The sequence below is a fragment of the Cutibacterium namnetense genome (genome assembly GCF_001642025.1).
GTDB classification, from domain to species: Bacteria; Actinomycetota; Actinomycetes; order Propionibacteriales; family Propionibacteriaceae; genus Cutibacterium; species Cutibacterium namnetense.
Genome location: NZ_LWHO01000003.1, coordinates 433,800 through 460,786 on the forward strand (window position 1 = coordinate 433,800; position 26,987 = coordinate 460,786).

Annotated in this window: 23 protein-coding genes; 19 read left to right on the plus strand and 4 right to left on the minus strand. The window is 59.7% G+C overall.

Features of this window, described 5'->3' with window-relative positions:
• The first annotated feature begins 15 nt into the window (after nt 1–15).
• The 14 genes from A5483_RS05595 to A5483_RS05660 all read left to right on the plus strand — a co-directional run bounded on the left by A5483_RS05595 (nt 16) and on the right by A5483_RS05660 (nt 13,818).
• Nucleotides 16–1,146, plus strand: a complete 1,131-nt coding sequence (locus A5483_RS05595; protein WP_063811325.1) for a histidinol-phosphate transaminase — start codon at nt 16–18, stop codon at nt 1,144–1,146.
• Nucleotides 1,143–1,763, plus strand: coding sequence for an imidazoleglycerol-phosphate dehydratase HisB (hisB, locus tag A5483_RS05600; RefSeq protein WP_002548772.1), 621 nt, complete (start codon nt 1,143–1,145; stop codon nt 1,761–1,763). Before A5483_RS05595 ends, hisB begins: the two co-directional genes overlap by 4 nt.
• Nucleotides 1,756–2,373, plus strand: a complete 618-nt coding sequence (gene hisH, locus A5483_RS05605; protein ID WP_063811207.1) for an imidazole glycerol phosphate synthase subunit HisH — start codon at nt 1,756–1,758, stop codon at nt 2,371–2,373. Before hisB ends, hisH begins: the two co-directional genes overlap by 8 nt.
• A gap of 12 nt (nt 2,374–2,385) precedes the next feature.
• A complete protein-coding gene (gene priA / locus A5483_RS05610; RefSeq protein WP_002548774.1) occupies nt 2,386–3,153 on the plus strand; it encodes a bifunctional 1-(5-phosphoribosyl)-5-((5-phosphoribosylamino)methylideneamino)imidazole-4-carboxamide isomerase/phosphoribosylanthranilate isomerase PriA in 768 nt (255 codons plus the stop codon).
• 149 nt (nt 3,154–3,302) lie between these two features.
• Nucleotides 3,303–4,097: a YebC/PmpR family DNA-binding transcriptional regulator gene (locus A5483_RS05615; RefSeq protein WP_002548826.1), complete on the plus strand. Its 795-nt coding sequence runs from the start codon at nt 3,303–3,305 to the stop codon at nt 4,095–4,097.
• A 41-nt stretch (nt 4,098–4,138) separates the two neighbouring features.
• On the plus strand, nt 4,139–4,684 hold the full coding sequence (gene ruvC, locus A5483_RS05620; protein ID WP_002548541.1) for a crossover junction endodeoxyribonuclease RuvC: 546 nt from the start codon (nt 4,139–4,141) through the stop codon (nt 4,682–4,684).
• Nucleotides 4,681–5,286, plus strand: coding sequence for a Holliday junction branch migration protein RuvA (gene ruvA, locus A5483_RS05625; RefSeq protein ID WP_002548650.1), 606 nt, complete (start codon nt 4,681–4,683; stop codon nt 5,284–5,286). Before ruvC ends, ruvA begins: the two co-directional genes overlap by 4 nt.
• Nucleotides 5,287–5,333: 47 nt before the next feature.
• The gene (gene ruvB, locus A5483_RS05630; protein ID WP_042842587.1) at nt 5,334–6,362 is read left to right on the plus strand and encodes a Holliday junction branch migration DNA helicase RuvB; all 1,029 of its coding nucleotides are present in this window, start codon (nt 5,334–5,336) and stop codon (nt 6,360–6,362) included.
• A gap of 24 nt (nt 6,363–6,386) precedes the next feature.
• Nucleotides 6,387–6,857 (plus strand): preprotein translocase subunit YajC, encoded by a 471-nt coding sequence (yajC, locus tag A5483_RS05635; RefSeq protein ID WP_042842585.1) that lies wholly within the window; start codon nt 6,387–6,389, stop codon nt 6,855–6,857.
• 72 nt (nt 6,858–6,929) lie between these two features.
• Nucleotides 6,930–8,579: a protein translocase subunit SecD gene (secD, locus tag A5483_RS05640; protein ID WP_042842584.1), complete on the plus strand. Its 1,650-nt coding sequence runs from the start codon at nt 6,930–6,932 to the stop codon at nt 8,577–8,579.
• A 1-nt stretch (nt 8,580) separates the two neighbouring features.
• Nucleotides 8,581–9,756 carry a protein translocase subunit SecF gene (gene secF / locus A5483_RS05645; RefSeq protein ID WP_063811208.1) on the plus strand — a complete coding sequence of 392 codons (1,176 nt, stop codon included), beginning with the start codon at nt 8,581–8,583 and terminating at the stop codon, nt 9,754–9,756.
• A complete protein-coding gene (locus A5483_RS05650; protein ID WP_002548984.1) occupies nt 9,753–10,286 on the plus strand; it encodes an adenine phosphoribosyltransferase in 534 nt (177 codons plus the stop codon). The genes secF and A5483_RS05650 overlap by 4 nt, the downstream gene beginning before the upstream one ends.
• 2 nt (nt 10,287–10,288) lie before the next feature.
• Nucleotides 10,289–11,383 carry a potassium channel family protein gene (locus tag A5483_RS05655; RefSeq protein WP_063811209.1) on the plus strand — a complete coding sequence of 365 codons (1,095 nt, stop codon included), beginning with the start codon at nt 10,289–10,291 and terminating at the stop codon, nt 11,381–11,383.
• Nucleotides 11,384–11,496: 113 nt separating this feature from the next.
• Entirely contained in the window at nt 11,497–13,818 is a 2,322-nt protein-coding gene (locus tag A5483_RS05660; protein WP_002548846.1) for a RelA/SpoT family protein, read from the plus strand.
• 64 nt (nt 13,819–13,882) lie between these two features.
• Here A5483_RS05660 and A5483_RS05665 read toward each other — a convergent pair whose 3' ends face one another.
• Nucleotides 13,883–15,181, minus strand: coding sequence for a DUF349 domain-containing protein (locus A5483_RS05665; RefSeq protein ID WP_176607841.1), 1,299 nt, complete (start codon nt 15,179–15,181; stop codon nt 13,883–13,885).
• Between A5483_RS05665 and A5483_RS05670 the strand changes: the two genes are divergently transcribed.
• Nucleotides 15,159–15,830: an MBL fold metallo-hydrolase gene (locus A5483_RS05670; protein ID WP_002548736.1), complete on the plus strand. Its 672-nt coding sequence runs from the start codon at nt 15,159–15,161 to the stop codon at nt 15,828–15,830. The genes A5483_RS05665 and A5483_RS05670 overlap by 23 nt on opposite strands.
• 98 nt (nt 15,831–15,928) lie before the next feature.
• Nucleotides 15,929–17,293 carry a histidine--tRNA ligase gene (gene hisS / locus A5483_RS05675; protein WP_002548672.1) on the plus strand — a complete coding sequence of 455 codons (1,365 nt, stop codon included), beginning with the start codon at nt 15,929–15,931 and terminating at the stop codon, nt 17,291–17,293.
• 55 nt (nt 17,294–17,348) lie between these two features.
• On the opposite strand, the gene A5483_RS05680 is transcribed toward hisS, so the two are convergent.
• From A5483_RS05680 to A5483_RS05690, 3 genes are read right to left on the minus strand one after another with little or no spacing between them, the layout of a single operon-like run.
• Nucleotides 17,349–18,041, minus strand: coding sequence for a DUF998 domain-containing protein (locus tag A5483_RS05680; RefSeq protein WP_002548581.1), 693 nt, complete (start codon nt 18,039–18,041; stop codon nt 17,349–17,351).
• Nucleotides 18,041–18,598: a GNAT family N-acetyltransferase gene (locus tag A5483_RS05685; protein ID WP_063811326.1), complete on the minus strand. Its 558-nt coding sequence runs from the start codon at nt 18,596–18,598 to the stop codon at nt 18,041–18,043. The genes A5483_RS05680 and A5483_RS05685 overlap by 1 nt, the downstream gene beginning before the upstream one ends.
• Before the next feature lie 34 nt (nt 18,599–18,632).
• Nucleotides 18,633–23,066, minus strand: a complete 4,434-nt coding sequence (locus A5483_RS05690; protein WP_063811210.1) for an acyl-CoA dehydratase activase-related protein — start codon at nt 23,064–23,066, stop codon at nt 18,633–18,635.
• Nucleotides 23,067–23,149: 83 nt separating this feature from the next.
• Between A5483_RS05690 and A5483_RS05695 the strand changes: the two genes are divergently transcribed.
• From A5483_RS05695 to aspS, 3 genes are all read left to right on the plus strand, one after another.
• Nucleotides 23,150–23,794: a TetR/AcrR family transcriptional regulator gene (locus tag A5483_RS05695; RefSeq protein WP_479405401.1), complete on the plus strand. Its 645-nt coding sequence runs from the start codon at nt 23,150–23,152 to the stop codon at nt 23,792–23,794.
• Between the two features lie 120 nt (nt 23,795–23,914).
• Entirely contained in the window at nt 23,915–24,985 is a 1,071-nt protein-coding gene (locus A5483_RS05700; RefSeq protein WP_002548618.1) for a hypothetical protein, read from the plus strand.
• 181 nt (nt 24,986–25,166) lie between these two features.
• Nucleotides 25,167–26,981, plus strand: a complete 1,815-nt coding sequence (gene aspS / locus A5483_RS05705) for an aspartate--tRNA ligase (RefSeq protein WP_002548459.1) — start codon at nt 25,167–25,169, stop codon at nt 26,979–26,981.
• Nucleotides 26,982–26,987: the final 6 nt, after the last annotated feature.

Sequence of the window (26,987 nt, forward strand, 5' to 3'; positions counted from 1 at the left end):
AGCCAGCCGCGTCCGGTGGCTAAGCCGGAGCCCAACTCAATTCAGTTGGAAGATCTCCCGTTGCGTCCCGAGCTTATTGGGGCCGAACCGTACGGGGCTCCACAGCTTGACGTTCCGGTATGCCTGAACGTCAACGAAAATCCGTATCCGCCATCGGAAGCGGTGCGCAAAGACATGGCCAAGGCTGTTGCGAAGGTTGCCAAGAGTCTTAACAGGTACCCCGATCGGGAAGCCACCGGTCTTCGCGAAGACTTGGCCCGATATATCGGCTTTGGTGTCAGTAGCTCCCAGGTTTGGCCTGCTAATGGCTCCAACGAAGTTATGACCCATATTTTGCAGGCATTTGGTGGCCCGGGACGCTCTGTGCTGACCTTCACGCCGACTTACTCGATGTATCCCGAGTACGCGCGCAATACTCACACGGACTACGTCACTCGTCCCCGCAATGCCTCTTGGGGATTGACGACCGACGAGATCTTGTCGGCAGTCGAGGAGGTCAAGCCGGATGTTGTCTTGTTGACTACCCCAAATAACCCCACCGGCACCACCATCCCGGTCGCTGTCATTGACGAGGTGTGCGCCGGCACCGATGCCATCGTCGTCGTTGACGAGGCGTATCAGGAGTTTACGGACGCTCCGGAGGACTCCTCGATTGCATTGCTGCCTAAGCATGGGCGGCTCATTGTGGTGCGCACTCTGTCCAAGGCCTTCGCCCTGGCGGGCGGGCGACTGGGCTATGCGGTGGCTGCACCGGCCATCGTCGACGCGCTACGGATGGTCCGATTGCCCTACCACCTCTCCGACGTGTCGCAGGTGGTGGCGAGGGTCGCCCTCGCCCATGCTCCCGAGATGCTTGCCCGAGTCGACGAGTTGCGCGAAACCCGCGCAAACTTGGAGGACTGGCTGCAACTGCACGGGTTGGACGTCGTCTCCTCACAATCGAATTTCGTCCTCTTCGGCAGGTTCGCTGATCGTCATGCGGTATTTCAGGCGCTGCTGGACCGCGGTGTGCTCATCAGAGAGGTCGGACCAGCTGGCTACTTGCGCGTCTGCGCCGGAACTCCTCGCCAGACCGATGTCTTTCGTTCCGCTTTGCTTGACGTCCTTCCCACCGCCCCGCGTCTCGTCCCCGAGGAGGACCAATGACTCATCGTCGCGCTCACGTTTGTCGCGAGACCTCGGAATCTACTGTCGACGTCGCGATTGATCTCGATGGGGCGGGAGAATCCACGATCTCCACCGGGGTTGGGTTTTACGACCATATGCTGACGACGTTGTCGAAGCATTCGGGTATCGATATGACGATCGCCACCACCGGTGACGTTGATATCGATGGTCACCACAGTGTTGAAGACACGGCTATTGCCTTGGGGCAGGCTCTTGCTCAGGCGTTGGGGGACAAGCGCGGCATCACGCGTTTTGGCGACGCGATGGTTCCCCTCGATGAGGCCCTTGCCCAGTGCGTTGTTGACGTTGCGGGACGGCCGTGGGTGGAGTGCTCGGGAGAACCCGAAGGGCAGGTCTACGCTCGTATCGGCGGTTCTGGTGTGCCTTACCAGGGTTCGATGACTTACCACGTTGTGCAGTCTTTGGCCCTCAACGCTGGTCTGTGCGTCCACCTGCGTCTGTTGGCAGGACGCGACCCTCATCACATTTGCGAGGCTCAGTTCAAGGCGCTGGCCCGAGCACTAAGAATTGCGATAGCACCTGATCCCCGCAATGCCGGTCGTGTCCTCAGCACCAAGGGCGCTCTCAATGTCTGATCCGGTGCGGGTTGGCATTATCGACCACGGATCAGGAAACCTTCACTCTGTTGGACGTGCATTGCGTCGGGTGGGGGCTGAAGTTACGGTCTCCCACGACCCGAAGACCCTACGTGAGACCGACGCCCTCGTCCTTCCTGGAGTAGGAGCGTTAGCGGCGGGTATGGCAGGGTTGCGTGCTATGGGCGGGGATCGTCTAGTCCATCAATGGGTTGACGAGGGACGACCTCTGCTGGGTATCTGCGTGGGCCACCAGATGCTCTTCGAACGCGGACGTGAACGCGGCGTTGACGTCAAGTGTCTTGGTGTTCTTCCAGGCGTCGTTGCGAAACTGCCGGCACCGCGACTGCCCCACATGGGATGGAACACGGTGACACCGGCTACTGGTTCAGCACTATTCCGGAACGCCAATGAGAGGTTCTACTTCGTCCACTCCTATGGCGTGACTGTTACCGGCACTAGCGACCACTTCAGCACCGCAACCCATCAGGGAGCTACCTTTGTTGCGGCTGCGGAGTATGGCCTGGTGGCATCTACCCAGTTCCATCCCGAGAAGTCGGGGATGGCAGGCCTCGCTATGCTCGCGCGCTGGCTCAATCAGCTGAGTTGATAGCCTGATCTGGTGACCGGAGAACTCACACTGCTTCCAGCCGTTGATATCCAGGGCGGTCGTGCCGTCCAGCTGCAACAGGGGGTGGCTAGTTCTGAGCGGGTTTTTGGCGATCCGCTCGACATCGCTCAGAAGTGGCGGGGTCTGGGAGCCCAGTGGATTCACCTGGTTGATCTCGACGCTGCCTTTGGTCGTGGATCCAATAGGGACATTATTAGCTGCATCGTTGAGCACATGGATATCAACGTTGAGGTTTCGGGCGGTATCCGGGATCAGGCGAGTCTGGAGTCCGCGTTATCCGCTGGCGCGACCCGGGTCAATATCGGTACCGCCGCCCTCGAGGACCCCCAATGGTGTGACGAAGTCGTCGGCCGCTACGGCGAACAGGTAGCCATCGGCTTGGATGTGCGTGGCGATCAGCTGGCGGCTCGTGGCTGGACGCGTGAGGGCGGAAAGGTCCTCGACGTTCTGGCGCGCTTGGAGGACGCCGGGTGCACGCGATACGTCGTCACCGACGTTGCCAGTGATGGCATGCTGACCGGCCCTAATTACGAGCTTCTGGGGCGGATTTGCGCTCGTACCCAAGGCAAGGTTGTCGCTTCAGGAGGCATCGCCACGTTGGAGGATTTGCGACGCCTGCGCGGTCTAGTCCCGATCGGTGTTGAGGGCGCGATCGTCGGGACGGCCCTATACGTCGGCAATTTCACCTTGCCTGCGGCTCTGGAGGTCTGCCAGGCTCCCATCCCGGCTGATTCGTCTCCAATGCCGTATGCCGACTGAGCGCCGACTGATCGTGGTTTGTCTTGCGCTGATCCGTTCTAAGACGAGGAGTGTAAACTATCCCATTGTGTGCGTGGGCTCGTCCTACGCCGGATGCTTGGCCCCGCTGGGCCGATAACTGCGACATTCGAGGAAGGGAGACACCGTCCATGAGCGGTCACTCCAAGTGGGCTACCACCAAGCACAAGAAGGCAGCCATTGACGCCAAGCGCGGCAAGCTTTTCGCTCGCCTCATTAAGAATATTGAGGTGGCTGCCCGCCTCGGCGGTGGAGACCCGACAGGCAACCCGACCCTCTACGACGCCATCCAGAAGGCGAAGAAGAGCTCGGTCCCCAATGACAACATCACTCGTGCCGTCAAGCGTGGGTCCGGTGAGGGCGCTGACGCCGTCAATTACGAGACGATTATGTACGAGGCCTACGGTCCTGCCGGCGTAGCCATCCTTATTGAGTGTCTAACCGACAATCGCAATCGCGCCGTTTCTGACGTTCGCGTGGCCGTCACCCGCAACGGCGGAACGATGGCTGACGGTGGCTCCGTGCAGCGCTTGTTCCAGCGTAAAGGTGTCGTCTCGGTCTCCAAGACCTATGAGGTTGAGGAGGGCCGTAAAACTGAGACCCGTGAGGTGGACGAGGACCAACTCATGGAGGCGACCATTGATGCTGAGCCTGAGGACATCGTTGATGAGGGCGAGGTCTTCGAGATCATTTCGGATCCTAACGCCGTCGTCGATGTCCGTAAGGCCGTCCAGGATGCAGGTATTGATTACGACTCCGCTGAGGTGTCGTTCAAGCCAGACTTCACCCAGGCCGTCGACCTCGACGGCGCTCGCAAGCTGTACAAGATCCTTGACGCTCTCGAAGATCTCGATGACGTCCAGAATGTGTTCTCCAACGCTGATATTCCCGCCGAGGTTGCAGCAGCTCTTGACGGGGAGGAGTGAGCATTCCGCAGTCGGCCCCCGACCCCCGTGTCACCAGGGTCATGGGGGTCGACCCTGGTTTAACTCGATGCGGGGTCGGCGTTGTTGAAGGTGGACTAGGAGTATCCCTGAAGCTTATTGCGGTGGGCGTCATCCGTACTCCTGCTGACCTCGATCATGCACACCGCCTACTGCGTATTCATGACGAGTTAGAGGAGTGGCGTGATCACGCCCACCCGGATGCCATCGCCGTCGAGAAAGTGTTTGCCCAGCACAACCGCAATACGGTAACTGGCACCGCTCAGGCAGCCGGAATGGCGATGATGATTGCGGCCCGGCATGGTCTTCCGGTCGCTCTTCACACCCCCAGTGAGGTCAAAGCGGCAATCTCGGGCTCGGGGCGAGCCGATAAGGCCCAGGTTGGCCTCATGGTAGCAAGGGTGTTGCGGCTATCGGCTCCGCCCAAACCGGCTGACGCCGCTGACGCGGTAGCTCTGGCGATCTGCCACCTGTGGCGTGGCGGGGCGACTCAGCGCATTGATGCCGCGGTGGCTGCGCAACGACGCAGTCGGCCCGCTCCCCGTTCCTGGAAGGACCTAGCCCGGTGATTTCCCATTGTTCCGGCACGGTAAGCGCTGCCGGCCCGACCTGGGTCGTCCTTGACAATCATGGGGTCGGCATCAAAGTGCTGTGTCCTCCTGCTACCGCTGCGAGTGCTCGCATCGACCAAGATATCTCCCTGCAGACGTCGCTGGTTGTGAGGGAAGATTCCCTGACTCTTTACGGATTCGTCGAGGCTGACGATCGTGATGCCTTCGAGCTGGTGCAAACTGCGTCGGGGGTCGGTCCCAAACTTGCTGCAGCGATCATGAGCGTCCTCGACGCTAGTCAGCTGGCCACCGCGATTACCGAAGAAGACGACGCGACCCTGTGCCGCGTTCCCGGTATTGGTCGCAAGGGTGCGGCAAAAATGATCTTGGAGCTCAAGGACAAGATGGCAGCCTTTGCTCCTCGTGGGCCTTCGACGAGTGATGCTGCTCACGTGACTGCGCCATGGCGAGAACAAGTGGCGGAGGGCCTAGTCGGATTGGGCTGGTCGGCCAAGGATGCGGAGAAGGCCGTCGACGAGGTGGCTGCTCTCAAGGACGCCGATCCGGCTATGACGATCGGTAACCTCATGCGAGCGGCGTTGCGTAGTTTGGCTCGGTGACATGTCGGATGCCTCTGGCAGACTGACAGGAGTCGTCAGGAAGGAGAATGTCGGTGGAACACTCGCCCGTTGACCCGTCGGCCGAACCCCCTGAAAAGGCTGAGGAAGCAGCCCTACGACCTGGCGTGCTGGCAGAGTTCGGGGGACAGCAGCGAGTAGCCGACCAGCTGGGCCTGGTCCTTGCAGCGTCGAAGTCCCGCGGCACGACTCCCGACCATGTCCTGCTGTCGGGGCCACCCGGTCTTGGCAAAACCACTTTGGCCATGATTATTGCCTCAGAAATGTCGGCACCAATCCGGATTTCTTCCGGTCCTGCCATTCAGCATGCCGGGGACTTGGCTGCGATCTTATCCTCGCTAGTACCTGGTGAAGTGTTCTTTCTTGATGAGATTCACCGGATGTCTAAGCCCGCCGAAGAAATGCTCTACCTGGCGATGGAGGATTTCCGGGTCGATGTCGTGGTAGGGAAGGGGCCAGGAGCTACCGCGATCCCGATTGACATCCCGCCATTCACGTTAGTGGGAGCAACGACGCGGGCCGGACTATTACCGGGGCCATTGCGTGACCGCTTCGGCTTTACTGCCCAGCTTGACTACTACGAGGTAGCCGACCTTGAACGGATCGTGAAGCGATCGGCCGGGGTCATTGGAGTTGAGCTTGCCGAAGGTACGGCGCGCACGATTGCGTCGCGGTCTCGCGGTACGCCCCGTATCGCTAACCGATTACTTCGACGGGTCCGCGACTGGGCGGACGTTAATAGCGAGTCCCCTGTGACGCCGCACGGTGCTGAGACCGCCCTTGACCTCTACGAGGTTGATCCGTTGGGTCTGGACCGTCTCGACAGGGCGGTTCTCCATGCGGTGTGCCTGAAGTTTGGGGGCGGGCCGGTAGGTTTGTCAACCCTTGCTATTAGCGTGGGGGAGGAGCCGCAGACAGTTGAGGAGGTTGCTGAACCTTTCCTGGTACGACTTGGTTTTCTCATGCGCACCCCGAGGGGCCGCGTCGCTACAGATAGGGCCTGGCGGCATCTTGGCCTTGAACCACCTCCTGACAGTTCCGGTGAGGGACTGTTCTGACCGCGTTGACCAAGCCGGGGTAGCATGACCCCGGTCACATCCGAAGACAAGGAACGATTTATGCCTCTTCTCGCTAGCCCGCTGGGCGGATTTATGCCTCTGCTGATTATTTTCATCGTGCTTATTGGCTTCACGGTGTGGCAGGGCAAGCGGCAGGTCAAGAAGCAGCAGGAGGAGCGCGCTCAACTTGAGTCACGTCTCGAGGTTGGCACTCGTGTCGTGCTCAACAGCGGTCTGTTCGTAACCATTACCCATCTCGGGGACAATCAGGCTGTCGTTGAGCTTGCCCCGGGCGTTGAGGTGAGCGTCCTTAAGCAGGCGATCGTTCGGCCCGCCGGTGACGAGGAGGAATTCGCGTTCGCTGATGACGCCACCTCTGAAGACTCCACGACTCATGATGATGGCGCCGTCGCTGAACCGGAGAGTGAGGTAATGACCTCTCCTGAGACCTCCGCTGCGATTGCTCGTACCTCTGACGAGCAGCCGCGGGCCTGATATACACCAAGATCAAGGGATTTATTCGACGTGGCAACGAAAAAGCGAACACATCATCCAGGTAGAACTCTGGTGATCTTCCTGGTGATCATCATTGTCATGTACGTACTCATGGGAGTTATGCGTACTTGGTCACCCAAGCTCGGGTTGGACCTTAGGGGTGGCACCTCCGTCACTCTGACGGCCAAGACGGAAGACGGCAAGGCTCCTCCGGCAACGAGCCTGGAGCAGGCTCGTCTCATCATCCAGCAACGAGTGAACGCGCTCGGGGTGGGTGAGTCGTCGGTGAAGACGATGGGTGATCGTAACATCGTCGTCTCAGCCCCGAATGTCGAGAGTTCCAAACTTGTGGAGATGGTCGGTCAGACCGCTCAACTCGGCTTCCGTATGGTCTATGCGGAGGAGCCGGTGAGCCGCAAGAGTGAGACTTCCGAGCCAGCAAAACCATCTGCTCTTCCTACCCCGAGCCCCAGTGCCAAGACCTCGTCTTCGCCAGGGGCATCTGCTAGCCCCAAGGATGATGCTAAGCCCAGTGCCTCGCGGTACAACGAGAAGGATCCCCAGTCGGCTGCCAAGATGGTAAAGGCTGCCCAGGAGTGGAAGCCTACGCCGGAAGACCAGAAGGCCTTCGAGGACTATAAGTGTGCGAAGTCGGTAGATTCGCCAGGTGAGAAGTCGCTCGTGACGTGTGACCGTGAAGGCACCACGAAATATTTGCTGTCCCCGGTCGCCATTTCCGGTACCCAGGTTGTCAGTGCTGATTCCGGCATTCCGCAGGGACAGTTGTCCTACGTGGTTAACCTGAAATTCAATTCCATTGGCACCACCTCGTTCAGTGACGCTACGACATACCTGTGTTCTAAAATGACTCCACAGAATCAGTTTGCGGTCGTTCTGGATGGCAAGGTTATCTCTTCCCCGCAGCTCGACGGTAGTAAGGGCGCGTCCTGTCCGATTAACGGGGGCGAGGCTCAGATCTCTGGCCACTTCACCCAAGACAGCGCGGCTGATCTCGCCAACGTCCTGAAATACGGCGCTCTTCCGCTGTCGTTCGACATCTCCAGCGTCGACAACATTTCGCCCACCCTTGGTGGTGAGCAACTTCGAGCTGGCATCATTGCTGGCATCATTGGCCTGATTGTCGTCGGCGGCTACTGCTTGCTGTACTACCGTGGCCTAGGTCTGGTGACCCTCGGCTCCCTCATCGTTGCTGGTATTACCACCTATGCGGCCATGGTGCTGCTCGGTGAGGCCGTCGGATTCACTCTTTCGTTGGCCGGTATCGCCGGCGCGATTGTGGCTATCGGCGTGACAGCAGACTCCTTCATCGTCTACTTCGAACGCATCCGAGACGAGATCCGCGAGGGACGTACCCTGCGCACCGCTCTTCAGACTGGTTGGGCAAAAGCCCGGGGCACGATCCTCATGGCCGACGGCGTATCTCTGCTGTCCGCTGTCGTCTTGTTCGTGCTGTCTGTAGACCAGGTGAAGGGATTCGCATTTACCCTCGGTCTGACCACACTTATCGATCTCGTTATTTGTTTCTTCTTTACCCATCCCATCGTGACCGTGTTAGGGCGCACAAAGTTCTGGGGACGGGGCCGACGCGGTTCTGGCCTCGAGGCGGCGCATATGGGCGTCACTGAGAGCCAATTGCTCGGTCGCAGGAGTAGGCGATCTGCTCCGAGAGCAAAACGCACCGTCGAGTCGGAGGAGGTCTGAGATGACTGACGACATGAATACCCAGACCTCGTCTGTTACCATGAAGCCTCCTAGCGGCGGCACGGCAGACAAGAAACGCAAGCATGGCTTCACCCATGCCCTATACACCGGTGAGATCTCCTATGGATTCATCCAGCGTCGCAAGCTCTGGTACACCATTAGTGCAGTCGTTATCGTCATCTCACTGATCGGTCTGCTGGTACGCGGCCTGAACCTCGGCATTGAGTTTAAGGGCGGTGTGCAGTTTCGGGCTCCGGCTCACGTGGCTACCTCGACTATCGACGACGTCCGAAAGTCGGTGCTGTCGTCGGGTGCTCCCGACATGGATGCGACCGAGGTTGTCAGTCTCGGTTCGGATGCTGTCCAGGTGCAGACTCGGGCTCTCAACAATGATGAGACCACGAAGGTCCAGGAGGCCATTGCTAAGGCTACCGGGACGAAGACGAGTTCGGTCACCTACTCCAAGGTTGGTAGCCAGTGGGGTGAGCAGATCACCAGTAAGGCTATTAAGGCGTTGGTCGTCTTCCTGGTCTTGGTGATGTTGCAGATTTGGGTCTATTTCCGGCATTGGAAGATGTCTATTGCCGCCTTGATAGCTCTCTTACACGACCTCATCGTCACTATCGGCATCTATGCGCTGGTTGGATTCACGGTCTCACCGTCGACAGTCATTGGTGTCCTCACGATTCTGGGCTATTCCTTGTACGACACCGTCGTGGTTTTCGACAAGGTGCGCGAGAACGTCCAGGGCATCGACAAGCGCGATTACACCTTTGCTGAGGGAGCTAACCGAGCTGTTAACCAGGTACTGGTGCGGTCCATTAACACCACCATCGTCGGCGTGTTACCGGTCGCCGCGCTGCTCTTCGCTGGTGTCTTTGTGCTGGGCTCCGGCCCGCTGGAAGACCTTGGTCTGGCTCTGTTCGTCGGAATGATCGTCGGTGCCTACTCCTCGATCTTCATTGCAACCCCGGTGTTCACTCAGCTGAGTGAGCATGAGCCGGCTATGAAGGAGCACACCGCCCGCGTTCTGCGTCGCCGGCAGCGGGCTGCTCAGAAGACTCCTCAGGTGATCGCTGAGACCGTTGCTGGGGAAGGTCCACGCGACGTGACGACCATTACCGAGAATGGTCGTCACCAGCCACGTCGTGCCACCCGTGCCGAGAGGAAGAAATGACCTATCGTAAGGACCTGATTGCTAGCCTGATTCGGGATGTCCCGGACTTTCCGGAGCCCGGGGTCACTTTTAAGGACATCACTCCGCTACTGGCAAATCCTAATGGTTACGCGGCTGCGATCTCCGAGCTCGTCGACACTGCTGCTCGTGACGTGGACGTCGTCGTCGGTATGGAAGCGCGTGGGTTCATGTTCGCCGGGCCGGTAGCTCTTTCCCTGGGAGCGGGATTTGTTCCCGTCCGCAAGCCCGGGAAGCTTCCGGGTGAGGTCTATTCTCAATCTTTCGTGCTGGAGTATGGTTCGGAAACCCTGACAGTCCATCAGGATGCGGTGCCGCCGGGGTCCAAGGTGCTCATCGTCGATGACGTCCTCGCGACTGCCGGCACAGTTCGCGCTACCGCCTCCCTTGTGGAGCAGCTGGGTGCAGAGCTGGTCGGTGTATCGGTACTCTTAGAGCTGTCGGCCCTGGGAGGTCGCGAGAAGCTTGATCGCGCCGGAATCGGTCCTGTCGACGCAGTCCTCACAGTCTGATCATGGTCTCGGAATCATCCGGATCCGCGGGGCGTCACAGCATCTTCGAGCAGACCGCTCTAGTCAAGCTTCCGTTTAAAGCGACCGAGCCATTTCGAGAACTGATTAAGCGGTTGGTCTGGTCAGCGGTATTGCTGCTGGTTAGTACGCTGATTGTGTGGGTCGATCGGAAGTCATACGTTGATACGACCGCTGGAGACGGCGTCTCTTTCATTGACGCCTTTTATTACTCAACGGTCACCGTCACCACCACCGGCTACGGTGACATCACCCCGGTCGCCCCGCATGCGCGGCTTATTAACGCCTTCATCATTACGCCGCTGCGCATTACTTTCCTGGTGCTGTTAGTTGGCACCACCCTCGAGATGTTGGCCAGTGAGGGGCGACGCGGCCTGCTCGATAGTGCCTGGAGGAAGCGCATGAGGAACCACACCGTCGTTATCGGGTACGGCACGAAAGGCCGCAGCGCGGTCAATACACTGCGTAACCACGACGTCCCGGCTGAGAAGATTGTCGTGATTGACTCCCGTCCCTCGGCAGTGGCTGAGGCCAACCGGTCTGGGTTGGCGGCGTTCGAGGGAGACGCCACTCGTCGCGATCTCTTAAGGCGAGCTGAGATTAGTAAAGCGCGGGAGGTCGTCATTACCCTCAATCGAGATGACTCGGCGATTCTGACGACCCTGACGGTCCGCCAGCTCAACCCGCGCTGCCACATCGTCGTTTCTGGTCGAGAGGACGAGAATCTCCCGTTGCTGCGCGAGTCTGGTGCCGATGCTGTCGTCACCTCTGCTGACGCAGTGGGACGATTGCTCGGATTGTCATCGGTCAACCCGCACGTCGGCACCGTTGTAGACGATCTGCTGTCCAGCTCCAAAGGTATGGAGGTTGTTCAGAGGATGGTTTCCAGAAGCGAGGTGGGCGCACGTCCAGCCGATATTCAAAATGAACGGGTACTGGCGGTCATTCGAAACGACGTACTGCGCAACTTTTACGATTCCTCGGTGGGCCAGTTGCAGGCCGGCGACGTCATCGTGGTCGTGCGCAAAGCGGTTCCACGCCCTCATGAACCACAACCTGACAGCGACCTGGTGCGCTGAGAGCAGCGGATCTAGGCGTTGGTGCTACAAGCCCCTAGCACAGCGCACTCAGCGGACGGCGAGGTGTGCAGTGCCACTAGAATGAGGAATCTAACTTGCTAGGAGGTGACCCGATGACCGACGACAGCGTCTATGGCCCGTACGGTTCGGGTAAGGGAAGCCTGGGCAAGCCGAAACCTGGTCAGCAGCGTCCCCAGCCCCGCATGCGGATGCGCGAGCGCATTGTGCGGTGGGGGACACCGAAATCATCAGCCCCGACCCAAAGCGTCACCGATCCTTTGATATCGGTAGTGCTGGCCAACCATCCGAAGGCTGATACTGCCCTCATTGATCGGGCGTATCGCACTGCTGAGCATTATCACCGCGGGCAGTCTCGTAAGTCTGGTGATCCCTACATCACACATCCGCTCGCGGTGACGATGATCCTCGCTGAGCTCGGCATGGACGAGCGGACTCTATGCGCCGGCCTCCTGCATGACACCGTCGAGGACACTTCCTACACCAACGAACAGCTCACTGCCGATTTCGGTGAAGAAGTCGCCCTCCTCGTTGATGGGGTCACCAAGCTTGACAAGGTCCAATATGGGGATTCTGCGAAGGCTGAGACCATTCGCAAGATGGTTATCGCGATGAGCCGAGATATTCGAGTTCTCGTCATCAAGCTGGCAGATCGGCTGCACAATATGCGCACGCTGGGGTTTTTGCGTCCCGACAAGCAGAACCGTATCGCCAAGGAGACCCTTGAGATTTTCGCTCCGCTGGCCCACCGCCTGGGCATGAACGCCATCAAGTGGGAGCTGGAGGATCTGTGCTTTTCCACCCTTAACCCAAAGCTTTACGACGAGATCGTCCATATGGTTGCGGAGCGGGCTCCGCAGCGGGAAGCCCAGCTCAAAGACGTCATCTCAATCGTTCGTCAGGACCTTGACGAGGCGGGTATCAAAGCCACCGTCTACGGACGACCGAAGCACTATTACTCGATCTATCAAAAGATGGTAGTGCGCGGCAGGGACTTCTCCGATATCTACGACCTCACCGGTCTGCGCATCCTCGTCGATACTCCGCGCGATTGTTACGCAGCTCTGGGTGTTATGCATGTGCGATGGAACCCTCTTCCTGGTCGGTTCAAGGACTACATCGCAATGCCCAAGTACAACATGTACCAGTCCTTGCACACCACGGTGCTGGGGCCAGGCGGTCAGCCGGTCGAGTTACAGATTCGCACCCACGAGATGCATCGGCGCGCCGAGTATGGTGTGGCAGCTCACTGGAAGTACAAGGAAAATCCCAATGCCGTTGGCCGAGGGATTCAGCCTGACGGCACAGATCTTTCGTGGGTGCAATCGCTCAATCAGTGGTCCAAGGAAGAGTCTGATCCCAGCGAGTTCCTCGATTCGCTGCGTTTCGAGATCAACTCTCGCGAGGTGTATGTGTTCACCCCCAAAGGCGACGTCATGAGCCTTCCCCAGGGCGCCACTCCGGTTGACTTCGCCTATGCTGTCCACACCGAGGTTGGCCACCGCTGTATTGGTGCCAGGGTGAACGGCAAACTTGTCACGCTCGATACCAAACTCACCAACGGCGATGTCGTCGATATCCTCACGTCAAACGCGCCTGACGCTGGTCCCAGTCGGGACTGGCTGGGGTTCATTGCCTCTCCTCGTGCCCGTTCCAAGATCAAGTCTTACTTCACTAAGGAGCGCCGCGAAGAGTCCATAGAAGCCGGCAAGGACGCCATCGCAAAGCAGTTACGCCAAGCTGGTGTGCCGTTGCAGTCTTTGCTGACTGTCGAATACCTCACCGCTGTGGCCGACGACCTTAGGGTGCCCGGTATCAACGCCCTGTATGCGGCGGTCGGGGAGCACAACGTCGGTGCGCAGTCCGTCGTCGAGAAGCTCATCGCGTTAGGGGGCGGCCCGGAAGAAACTACCGCTGACGTCGAGGAAGAATTGGCGGTCGGCGTCAAGGCACCGCGTCATCGCGGTAGCGAAAGCGGGATTATGGTCGATGGTGACCCCGATATGCTCGTCAAGTTAGCCCGGTGCTGTACCCCGCTACCTGGCGATCCCATCATGGGGTTCGTGACGCGCTATGACGGCGTTTCAGTGCATCGAACTGACTGTTCCAATGCTAAGAACCTTCTCGAGCACCCGGAGCGCATCGTTTCGGTGTCGTGGTCTGACGATCAGCAGGCGGGCTATCGGGTCACCATCCAGGTTGAGGGACTCGATCGTGCCGGTCTGTTACTCGATACCTTCCGAGTTCTCGCCGAGCAGGGGGTGAGCGTTATTTCAGCCAATATGAGCGCGTCAAAGTCTCATCTCGCCCGGTTGCGGCTCACCTTCGAAGCCCCCGACCCGACTCACCTCAAGCACCTCACTGAGTCGATCCGTCGGATCTCAGGGGTTTACGACGTCTTCCGGGTAAAATCCTAAAGATTGTCCCGATGCGCTAATGGCCCCGGCCCTGGAAAGTGTCTCAGGGCCGGGGCCGCGGTCATCAGGCACTGAACTCGTCGAGCGCCTTCTGAGCTTCGTCGAGCCAGGTCTGGTAGGTCTTGATCGACTCACGGGCCGCTTCGGCGTCTTTAGTACGGCCAGCGGTCTCAGCCTTCTCAGCCTGAACACTCAGTTTGCTGATCTGAGTTTTGAACATATCGACGGTGGCGCGGGCACGTTCGCGAGCCTGTGGATCGGTGCGCTTCCACTCGGCTTCCTCAGCGGAATGGACTTGACGCTCCAAGTCACGGACGCGAGCGTCGATACGCTTCATGGCGTCACGAGGAACGCGACCAACCTCGTTGAACTTTTCGAGGAAAGCGCGGAGCTTAACCTTGGCTTCTTCAATGTCCTCGACGGGCAGGATGTCCTTTTCAGCCTTGCCAAGGAGCTCTTCCTTGATTTCCTGGTTACCACGGTATTCCTCGTCCTGTTGGCTCTGGGCCGCGGCTCGGGCGTCGAAGAACGTGTCCTGGATAGCGCGGAATTCTTTCCAGAGCTTGTCGTCGACCTCGCGGGGAGCAGGGCCGGCGGCCTTCCATTGACTCATGAGGTCTCGGAACTGGCGAGAGGTCTCGCCCCAAGCCGTCGATTCGGCCAGTGGACGAGCCTCCTCGATGATGCGTTCCTTGATCACGCGAGCGCGCTCGCGTAGGTGGTTCTGCTGGGCCATGTGCTGCTTGCGGCGTCGGGTAAATGTGGTGCGAGCACCGGAGAAACGGTGCCACAACTCGTCGTCGGTCGCCTTGTCGATACGAGGGAGACGACGCCACTGGTCAAGCAGATCGCGAAACTTTCCAATGCCGCCGCGCCAGTCACTACCGGCAGCAATGGCCTCTGCCTGAGCGACCATCTCCTCTTTGGCCTGCTTGGCGTGGGCCTTAGCTTCAGCGCGCTCCTCACGACGGGTCTCCGCTTTAGCATCGATAGTGGGGTTCAAGGCCTCCACTCGGGCCGCGAGAGATTCCAGATCGCCAACGGCATTGGCTTCACGAATAGACGTAACGAGCTTACTGGCTGTTGACCGTGCCTCCTCCGGCGAGGCGGTGCCTGAGTTCACTCGTGATTCCAGCAGCGACACCTCGGTCTCGAGGGCGTGGTAGCGGCGCACGAAGAATTCAAGGGCTTCCTCGCTAGTGGAGTCCGGCACCTGGCCGACAGACCTTTCCCCGTCGCGAGTACGGACGTAAACGGTGCCGTCATCATCGACGCGGCCGAAGGACTGCGGAGCTTGTGCGTGACTCATACGATCCATCTTGCCCGATAAAGTGGCAAACGTGTTCATTGCGTCCTTTATCACGGGTCCTTTTCAGACCAATTGCTACCTACTAGCGCGCGAACAGGGGTCTGATTGCGTCATCGTCGACCCTGGCATGGGAGCTGAGGAGTTCCTGGGCGACGCCCTGAAAACCCATCACCTTGTTCCAGCAGCGATCGGCGTGACTCACGGCCACATCGACCATATTGGTGCTGCCCGGCAGATTGGGGACGAGTACGGCATCCCGGTGCTGTGTCCTCGTGACGACCGCCACCTCCTCAGCAACCCGATGGCCGGCCTCTCCGACTTCGCCCGCCCACTTATCGAACAGTGGTATGGGTCGACGACCCTGCGTGAACCAGAAGAAGTCGTCGACGTCGAACCCTTCTCCCACCACCAATTCGCTCACCTCGATCTGGAGTTCCTGCACGCACCAGGCCACACCCCCGGTTCATCCATGATTCGTGTGGTCGACGCTGAATTCGGTCCCATCGTCATGTCAGGAGACGTCGTCTTTGCTGGATCTGTCGGGCGCACCGACATGCCAGGTGGCGACCCCGCTCAGATGTCACGCAGCCTTTCCGACGTCGTCTGGCCCCTGGATGATTCCACCCATCTACTCCCCGGCCACGGTGGACCAACGACGATAGCCAATGAGCGTCTGACCAATCCGTTCTTGAGCCGTCGCTAGGTTTAACTGCATGTGAATGAGCCCAATCGCCTACAGGCTGGCACAATGAAGCCTGCGGGGTAACCCGCTGTTGTACTCAATTTTCGAAGGATTCCCTCATGGCACGTCTCAAGCCCCTGTCCGGTTTTCCCGAGTTCCTGCCCTCAGGACAGATGGTGGAGAACCATGTGACTCGGATTCTTGAGGAGACCTTCGAGCTTCATGGCTTCGCACCGATCCATACCCGCGCCGTCGAGCCGATGGAGCAGCTCACCCGTAAGGGAGAGATCGACAAAGAGGTCTACGTCGTTGACCGGCTGCACGCCGACCCGCACGACACGCGTCGTGAGAAGGATCGCCTCGGCCTGCACTTCGACCTGACCGTCCCCTTCGCACGTTACGTACTTGAGAATGCCGGACATCTGTACTTCCCGTTCCGTCGCTACCAAATTCAGAAAGTGTGGCGTGGCGAACGTCCGCAGGAGGGCCGCTACCGCGAGTTCACCCAGGCAGATATCGATGTTGTTGGAGACCAAACCCTTGCTGAGCACCACGACGTCGAGACCCCACTAGTGATGCTTTCAGCGCTTGAGCGGCTGCACACTGAGCTGGGATTTCCGACTGTCACCATGCACGTTAACAACCGCAAGCTTTCCGAGGGGTTCTATCGCGGGCTCGGCATCGAGGATCCGATGGCAGTGCTACAGCAGGTCGACAAGTACGACAAGATCGGCCCGGACGCCGTCCGCGAGCTGCTTATCAATGAGTTGGGCCTTTCTGACGACGTCGCGGCCAAGTGCGTCGCTCTGGCCTCTATCCGATCGGCCGACGACTCCTTCATCGCCAAGGTACGTGAGCTGGGGGTGTCCAACGAGATGCTCGAGGAGGGGCTGGACTCCCTCAATCGGGTAGTCACCGCTGTCAACAAGGCGGTTCCCGGGCGCATGGTTGTCAACCTTAAGATCGCCCGAGGGCTGGACTACTACACCGGAACCGTCTACGAGACCGAGCTCACCGGCCACGAATCTATGGGTTCAGTGTGCTCGGGCGGTCGCTACGAGTCCCTCGCTTCCGACGGTAAACATGCCTACCCAGGGGTGGGCATCTCTCTAGGCCTGACCCGCTTGCTGGCGCCGATCCTGTCCCGTGGCGAGCTGTCGTCCTCGCGCTCGGTGCCCTCGGCGGTTCTGGTTGCCGTCAATGCGGAAGAGGATCGTGCTACGTCGGAGGCTGTCGCTGTCGCCCTGCGTTCCCGCGGCATCCCATGCGAAGTAGCTCCGAAAGCTGACAAGTTCGGAAAACAGATCAAGCACGCCGATCGTCGGGGCATCCCATTCGTGTGGTTTCCGGGCGTCAAACACGCCGACCACCGTGACGCCGACACCGTTAAGGACATTCGGTCAGGCGATCAGGTCGAGGCTGATGCGGCGTCGTGGAACCCGCCTACCGAGGACCTTCATCCCGGTGTGATCGGCACCTGGTGACCTCAGGCCACGGGGGTTCCAGGGCTGCTGGGCTCCCGCGGCGTCGACAGGGATCTCAGCAGGACGGCACGTGGTTTCGAGCACGTGCAGTGATGACGTCGTCGGCGGCCAGAGTGAGCCACCACAGCGTTCCCAGTCCCAAGCTGAGTCGCTGCCAGATTCCGGTGTAGTTCATCGGGGTGCCGTTGAACCAGTCCATCGCGCCAATGCCGTTGAGGAGGGTGAAAATCACCCAAGCCCACGCCACCACCAGACCGAACCCGCGGAATCTCGTCATGGTCGAGTTGAGCAGCAGGATCGGTAGCGCAAATCCGATGACGACAACGGTTGAAGTCCCGACGTGGACTATATGGCTCGCACTGACGTGTCCGGCCTCTTCAGCAGCCATACACGCCGGGGAACGAGTAGGAGAGCAGTCCATCGTAACTAGGGCATCGAGGACACTGAAGAGCCCTCCTACGACGAAGCCAATTCCTGACCACCCCTGACGCCCGAGGGGACGGTGTCGGGCCCACGCAAGAGTTGCCAGACCTGCCAAACACAGCGAGGTCCCCATCACCACATCGGTAGTCTGGAAGAGGTAACGCCACGGTTGATCGCGCGCAGAATACTCCGAGACGAATGCGTGCAGCTGGCTCATGGCCGGGTTGAGCACCCCAGCGAAGGCCCAGGTGAGCGAGGCGAGCGAGGCGAGGACGAGGAAGCCAGCGCGCGAGCGTCGGCACGTCATCTCACGACGATCAGTCATCAGCGCTGCTGACCTCTCCATTCGCTGCGCAACAAGCCGTGGTACTGGGAGGCTCGCGGGCCGCACGAACCGATCACGCAGGCTCGCCGCAACCCTTCGGTGACCATTCCCGCCTTCTCCATTACTCTCCCGGAGGCAATGTTCGCCGGATCGTGGCGAGCCTCGACCTTGTTGACCTGGGCGATGTCGAACAAGTAAGACATCACCGCTTTGACCGTTTCGGTCGCGTAGCCATGATTCCACCAGCGTCTGCCAAAGCAGTAGCCCAGCTCGGCGAGGTTGACTCTCCTATCAACGTTGACCGCAGCAATCTGGCCGATGATGACATCATCCAGCCACACTGCCCAATTGAAGGTGGCGGGGTCGTCGTAGTCGTGTACCCAACCGGTCAGCAGCGATCGGGTCGCGTCGACGTTGGGATGCGGCGGCCAGGTCACAAACCGGGTGGCCTCGGTGTCACTAGCCCAGTTGTCGTACATCTGTTGGGCATGGTCAACCGACCATCGGCGGAGCACCAGCCGATTGGTCCGGATCGGACGCGTGCCAACCAGCTTCATGACGGTGACGATAGCACCGGTTCCCAAGGGCCCCTCACAGATGTGCAGACAGTTCCATAGCCGGTTTCCCGCTGAGATCTGAGGGTGGCACTGTCTGCGGTGAGGTTGGGATCTTCTCGTCAGTTTCCGGGCGCACTGCCTGGCTGGCGTCAAGCTCCTCGGCAACGTTGCGATCTCGAGCGGTAGCGGCCATCAATTTGATGCGGTTGAGCTGGTTAACTTGAGAGGCCCCGGGATCATAATCGACAGACACCACGTTGGCCTCCGGGAACTGACGGCGGATCTCGCGGAAGATACCACGCCCGGTGACGTGGTTTGGTAGGCACGCGAAGGGCTGCACAACAGCGATATTCGGTACGCCCTCACGGATCATATCGACCATCTCACCGACGAGGTACCATCCCTCACCGGCCTGGTTACCGAGCTGAACGATGCGCTGGGCGTCAGCCATGAGTTCAGTGATTGGGGTCGGGACTTCAAACCGAGTGGACTTGCGCAATGCCGCGGTGACCGGCTTCTGGTACTGCATGAGCAGGCTCCGGAAAGCTTTTTTGACGTGACGGCTCCACTTGTCGGTACCGAAGGTCTGGTAGTTGTAGTCGCCAGCAGACAGGCAGTTGTAAACGAACCACATTAGGCCTGGCAGGACGGCCTCACAGCCCTCGGATTCGATGGTTTCGACGATGTGGTTGTTGGCGTCAGGATGAAATTGCACCAAGATCTCGCCTAGCACGCCGACCCGCGGCTTACGTGGCCCGTCGATCAATTCGAGATGTTCGAAATCGTCAACGATGCCGTTGATCATGGCCCTGTAGGAGGTGCGGCGTCCCCAAGTTGGGGAATGTCCACCGTTCAGGAAATGTTCGCGGGCTATGGTCGTCCAGCGGTGCATGAGGTCATCGGCCGATCCTGGGACCGCTGCGTAAGGACGGGTGCGAAGGTGCACCTTCTGCAGCAGGTCTCCGATGGTGATGGCTTGCACCATGCGGTGGATGAGCGGGGCAGTCAAGGAGAAGCCCGGGTTGTCCTCGACTCCTTGCAACGAGGCTGCGATGACCGGAATATTGCCGAACCCAGCGTCTTTGAGAGCCTTGCGTAGCAAGCCGATGTAGTTGGTGGCTCGGCACATGCCGCCGGTCTGAGTGAGCAAGAGGGTGGTGTGGTCAAGGTCATACTTGCCGGATTTCAGCGCCGACACGAGTTGCCCAATGACGACGATGGCCGGGAAACAAGCATCGTTGTTGACCACCGATAGGCCATAATCGATGTTCTCTCGGGAGGCGTGCTTCAACACCTCGACCCGATACCCAGAGGCCTGCAGAGCGGCCTCTGCGACGGAAGTCTGGTAGGGGGCCAGCTGTGGCACCAGAATGGTGTGGGTAGCTTTCATCTCTTTTGTGAAGGGCACCCGGTCGTCCGATAGCGGATGGGTTACAAGCTTGCGGTTATGGCGGGCTCGTTCCTTCGATGCGGCCTGCAGCGAGCGCATCCGGATGCGAGCTGCTCCCAGGTTCGATACCTCGTCGATCTTGAGGGTGGTGTAGATGCGGTCACGGGCGGCCAGGATTTCGCGCACCTGATCAGTGGTGATGGCATCGAGGCCGCAGCCGAATGAATTCAGCTGAACTAGCTCAAGGTCGGGACGTGATCCGACGAACGCTGCGGCCTGGTAGAGGCGGGAGTGGAACATCCACTGGTCGCGCACGCGCAGCGGCCGTTCCAGCAGATCGGCTCCCAGATGGGCCACCGAGTCCTCGGTTAATACCGCCATTCCCAAGGAATTAACCATCTCTGGGATCCCGTGATGGACTTCCGGATCGACATGATAAGGACGGCCTGCCAGTACGATTCCAGGGACGTTGTGATCGGCCATATAGGTCAAGGCGTCCTCGCCCATCGCCCGGATGTCGTCGTGGAAAGCCCGATCTTCCTCCAGGCCTTTGGCAATGGCGCGGCGGGCTTCATCGACGGTGACACCATCATCAGAGAAGATCTCGGCCAGCCGCTTAGCGAGCTTGTCGGGATCAGCTAGTGACAGAAAGGGCGAGATAAGCTCGACATTCTTGTCTCGTAGGCTTTCGACGTTGGCCCTAATGACCTCGGGGTACGAGGCAACCACGGGGCAGTTGAAGTGCGCATCGGCGTCTGCCACGCTGACCTGTTCAAAGCGGATACAGGGATCGAAAATCCGGGTCACCCCACGCTGGACAAGGTCCTCGACGTGGCCGTTGTTGAGCTTGGCAGGATAACAAATATTTTCGCTGGCGATCGATTCCATGCCTTTTTCGAACAGGGCATGGGAGGAACGTCCCGAGATCATGACACGGTAGCCGAGTGCTGACAGAGTCGTGAACCAGAACGGGTAGTTTTCGTACATGTTCAATGCGCGAGGCAGGCCCAAGTCACCACGGTAAGCCTTCTTAGCCGTCAAACGTCGGTAGCCAAAGAGCCTCTTGTACTTGGCCTCGAACACGTTGGGCAGCTCAGACTTCGCCATCCTGGCCATCTTGCGGTTATCGACTTCGGCACCACGGTCGCAACGGTTGCCAGAAACGAAAACGCGACCGTCGGAAAAGGTAGCGATGGTGCGCTGGCAGTGATTTTGGCACAAGGTGCAGTCGTCGCGGTGGGTCTCGACGGCGAAACCGTCGAGTTCGGCGCGCTCCCGTAAGCCGTCGGAGGTGGTGGGCTCTGCGGCATGGAATCGGGCGCGAGCCGTCAGGGCAGCCCCATAGGCTCCCATCAGGCCGGCTTCGGCGGGACGGACGACCTCGCGGCCGGTGAGCTTTTCAAAGGCCCGCAGTACCGCATTGTTGAGAAATGTTCCTCCCTGAACGACGACCTTGTCACCCAGTTGCGCTGGATCAGTAAGCTTGATGACTTTATATAAGGCATTGCGGACCACAGAGTAGGAGAGTCCGGCAGCAATATCAGCGGGGGAGGCTCCCTCCTTTTGTGCTTGCTTGACTGACGAATTCATAAAGACGGTGCAGCGACTACCCAGATCTACCGGATGCTGAGATAGCAGACTCATGGAGGCGAATGATTCGATATCGGTATCCATGCCCGCAGCAAAGGTTTGTAGGAAGGAGCCACACCCCGACGAGCACGCCTCATTGACAGAGATGGAGTCGATGACCTGATCGATAACGCGCAAGTACTTCATGTCCTGACCGCCAATGTCAATGATCGCGGTCACCCCCGGAAGTAAATGATCGGCAGCTCGGTAGTGGGCCATGGTTTCGACTTCGCCGTCTTCAGCCCCCAGCGCAGCCTTGACGAGCCCCTCACCGTACCCAGTGGTGCAGGTGCGGGCAATGGTGGCCGCCGCTGGCAAGGTGTCGTAGAGGTCGGCGAGGATTCGCACCGCTGCGCTGACCGGGTCACCCTCATTAGAGGCGTAGTGAGAGGCGACGATGTTGAGGGACTCGTCAAGGAGAACTGACTTGATTGTCGTTGATCCAGCGTCGATGCCCAAGAAAAGGTTGCCGCGAGCGTCATGTAAAGGCAGGCGCGGTAGCTTGGCGCGAGAATGCCGCTGATTGAATTCGGCTAGCTCCTCCTCGTTACGGAATAGCGGCGGCATGGACTGGGAAATCCCGTTTGGAGTGCGAGCGTGTCGTGAACGTTTCGCGGTTTCCGCGAGATCTACTGGCTCAGACGTTGACGTCAGAGCCGCTCCCATAGCCACGTATAACTGAGCACGGTCCGGGGTGATGTACGCATCAACCTTGCCCTCGAGGATACGCGAGAAAGCGTCGCGCAGACTGGGCATGAAGTGCAGCGGACCGCCAAGGAAAATGACCTTGCCTCGAATTGGGCGGCCACACGCCAGGCCGGCAATGCACTGGGTGGCTACAGCCTGCAGGACCGAGGCAGCCAGGTCCTCGTGCCGGGCCCCCTCATTGATGAGGGGTTGGAGGTCGGACTTAGCAAACACGCCGCAGCGCGAGGCGATGGGATGGATGGTTTCAGCCCGGGAGGCGAGGTCATTGAGCCCGGGGGCGTCGGTGTGCAGCAGGGTAGCCATCTGGTCGATGAAGGCACCAGTGCCACCAGCGCACGAACCATTCATGCGCTGTTCGGGAACCGGCTTGAGGTAGGTGATCTTGGCGTCCTCGCCGCCGAGTTCGAGAAGCACGTCGGCGTCGGGATTCCAGTGTTGGACGGCGGCCGTCTCAGCCATGACCTCCTGAATGAAGGCAAGACCCAAAGCCTCTGCGGTCCCCAGCCCCGCCGATCCGGTAACGGTCGCACGCACCTTTGCGCCGGGAAGGGCATCGGCGGCATCGCCGAGCAGAGAGGCCATAGCGCCGGTGATATCGGCGTGGTGACGTCTATAGTCCTCGAAGAGGATGTTTTCGTCGGCATCGAGGATGACGGCCTTGATCGTCGTTGATCCGACGTCAAGACCCATCCGAAGGTCTTGCGCGTCCGGTGGAATCGCATTGCCGTTGTGTGCGTCCATGTCCCCATTTCATCACCGTGGAAATCGCTTCGCAGCAGTAGGGGCCCCTTTTTCAGCCAAGTCGTGGGGAGTACGGTCATGGCATGTCCCAGTCACAATGCGCACGATCGTCCCGGCGTGGTCCGCGGGTTGAGGCTGGGGCTGCTAGGGCCGCAATCTTGGCCGCAGCCCGCTCCTTATTTCTGGCCGGTGACTTCCAGTCAGTGAGTCTGAGGGCCATAGCCCGCGAAGCTGGGGTGGACACCTCGCTCGTGGGCTATTACTTCGGATCCAAGCAATCGCTCTACAACGAGGCGATGTCCCTTCCTAATGGTCCGCATCGGATCATCGCTGAGGTGTGTTCCCGAACCGACCCGGATCATCTCGGGGAGGCCTTGGTGAGGGCGTTCATCGATGCGTGGGATGGTCACCTCGGTCTAGGAGGGCCGGATCCGCAAATGCAAGGTATGGCGCAGGCGCTTCTCACCCAGCCCGACGCCTTCGACATGCTGTGCCGGTTTTATACCGAGGAGATTTTGGCCCCAGTTGTCGATCTACTCATTCCCCAATTCGGCGCAGAAGAAGCAGGGGTACGGGCGTCTCTTGGACTCTCGCAATTGCTGGGGATTTTCACGGCTCGCTATGTCGTTGGGCTGCAATCTTTGGCGAACCTTCCGGCAGCAGAACTCATCGCTCGGGAGGGACCTGCCTTGCAGAGCACGCTCACTGGATTGACCGCCTACGGCTAACACGTTTTGCCGCAGGAGAAGCCGGTTCGCCTACCGTGGTGCCACGGCTAGCGATAGAGTCGCATTCACAAGTTTGGCGCATGGCCGCGCCTGACGCGCACGGATAACGGGAGATGACATATGACCATCGCAATCAAGATGGGTTTTCTCGATGATGGCCCTATCGTCGACGACCAAGGTCGACTTGTTGCGCGCGGGGGCGGAACCGCCCTCGTTGAGCGGCTTCTCGCTATGTACCCGGGCGCCGTTGTCGTGAACTACGAGGATCGTCAGTGCGATGGATTCGAGGCCAGGAAGCTGACCAGCCTCGAACCGCTCGAAACCCTTGTTATCAACCTCGACGTCATCGATTCGGTTGGTGTCTTCCAAACTATGCACCGCGAGGGTGCCGAGCCCAAGATCCTTAACCTTCAGTGGCTGCCCCCATCCCACTACCACCACAAGGTGAACTTCGCGGCTATGGGCCTTGCCTACGCCCTCTTCCCGACACTGTGCTCTGGTGAACGTACTGCGGGTGAGGTGACTGAGCTCGTCCGCCGCTGGACGATCTCCCCGCTGGCTCACCAGGCCCGAGTCGCCTGGGTCCAGCCTGGCATTCGTGATGACCTCGCCCGCGAGCACGTTGATCCCGAGATCCCAACGGTTCTCTACCCGGCGATTCACCTTATGGACGCCAAACGTCCGAAGCTATTCCTCGACGTTATGAGCCGCGTTGCCGCAGATATGGACGTCAGGATGGAGGCCCGTCTGAGTCAGCGCGACCTCGCTAGCGTCATGGCGATGAAGATGTCGTCGCCAAAATGGGCGTCAGTTGGCCCCCTTTTTGGTCAGCGCGAGGAGTACTGGGAGTCCCTGGCCCGCATGACGGCCTTCCTGGCCACGGCCAAGAACGAGGCCTATGGCTTCGAGTACCTTGAGGCTCTCGTCGCTGGCGCTATCGGCGTCTTCCCAGATACCACCTGGGCACGTAAGACGGTCCCGGAGGACTACCCGTATTTTTACCGCACCAGCGACGAAGCGGTTTCCATGCTCAAGAAAGTCCTCAACGATCCGCAGACCGCGCGTAATGCCATTAATGAACTTGCCGGTGGGTCGATCCGCGATTGGATCCTCAAGCACAACAAGCGTTCTGGCGGAAATGAGGCCATGCGTAAGCAGATCGAAGAATGGTTCCCCGAAATCCAAGCGTGATACGAAGGTACGGCACACGCCGTGGCGGTTGCGATCGCCACGGCGTGTGCCGTATCCGGGATGTTATCGGGGACTATCCACGGGCATCTGGGACGCGGATGGCGACGGTCATGACCCGTCGGTATGCTGTTTTGCGGCCCGTACTGTCTATGCGTGGCCTGCGACAACGGAAGGATGAAACGTGCTGCGAACCCATGAGGCAGGAACCCTACGGGCCAGCGACATCGGCAAGGAGGTGACTCTCGCCGGATGGGTTGGGCACCGACGCGACCACGGTGGCGTCGCCTTCATCGATCTTCGTGACGCCTCAGGTCTGGCCCAGGTCGTCATCCGCGACGAGATCCTGGAGTCCTCGGGCGCCCACGACCTGCGCAACGAATACTGCATCAAGGTGACGGGAGTCGTTGAGGCCCGTCCAGAGGGTAATGCCAACCCGAATCTGCCTACCGGTGAGATTGAGGTTGCTATTTCCGAGCTCGAGGTACTCAACCCCTCGGCGCCGCTGCCCTTCCAAATCGACGAGCATGTCAGTGTCGGCGAAGACGCCCGCCTGAAATACCGCTACCTCGACCTGCGCCGTCCGCGTCAGCATGAGGCCCTGGTGCTGCGTTCTCGGGTAACTCACGCCATTCGTGAGGTGCTGGATCGTCACAACTTCTACGACATTGAGACCCCGACCCTAACCCGCTCCACCCCTGAGGGTGCCCGCGACTTCCTGGTTCCGGCTCGTTTGGCTCCGGGCTGTTGGTACGCCCTGCCACAGAGCCCTCAGCTGTTCAAGCAGCTGCTCATGGTCTCGGGCATGGAACGCTATTACCAGATCGCTCGCTGCTACCGTGACGAGGATTTCCGTGCCGATCGCCAGCCTGAGTTCACTCAGCTTGACGTCGAGATGAGCTTCGTTGACCAGGATGATGTCATTGCGCTGGCCGAGGAGACGATGGCAGCCTGCTGGAAGATCATCGGCGTCGACATGCCGACGCCGTTGCCCCGTATCACCTGGCACGAGGCGATGGATCGCTACGGCTCTGACAAGCCAGATCTGCGCTTCGGCAACGAGATAACCGAAGTCACCGATTTCTTCGCTAACACTCCGTTCCGGGTCTTCCAAGCTCCTTACGTCGGTGCCGTCGTGATGCCCGGTGGAGCCTCCCTACCGCGTCGTCAGTTCGATGCCTGGCAGGAGTGGGCGCGCACCCGCGGCGCCAAGGGCTTGGCTTACATCACGATCTCTGACGAGGGAGTGCCGGGCGGCCCCGTTGCCAAGAACATCTCTGAGGAGGAGAAGGCAAGCATCGCCCAGGAGGTCGGCGCTAAGCCCGGCGACGCCATCTTCTTTGCTGCTGGCCCGAAGACCTCCTCTCAGGAGCTGCTCGGTGCCGCTCGGCTGGAGATCGGCCGTCGTTGCGGACTTTTTGATCCTTGCGACTGGGCCTTCTGCTGGGTGGTCGACGCCCCGCTATTCAAACCCACCAAGGAAGCCGAGGCTTCCGGTGACGTTGCCGTTGGCGCTGGAGCCTGGACTGCCGTCCACCACGCCTTCACCAGCCCGACCCCTGAGTGCATGGACACCTTCGACACCGATCCTGGTTCAGCTCTGGCTTACGCTTACGACTTCGTCGTCAACGGCAACGAGGTAGGCGGTGGATCTATCCGTATCCATCGTCGTGACGTCCAGGAGCGGGTCTTCAACGTCATGGGTATTGGCCCCGAGGAGGCTCAGGAGAAGTTCGGCTTCCTACTGGATGCCTTCAAATTTGGTGCACCGCCACACGGTGGCATCGCTTTCGGCCTGGATCGTCTAGTCATGCTGCTTGGCGGCTTTGAGACCATCCGTGACGTCATTGCCTTCCCGAAGACTGGAAACGGCTATGACCCGCTGACGGCTGCTCCTGCCCCAATTACCCCGGCCCAGCGGCGCGAGGCCGGCGTGGATACTAAGCCGAAGAAACCTTCCGGCGGTCACGCCGAGGAGGCAGAGAAGTCTACAAAGTGACGACCC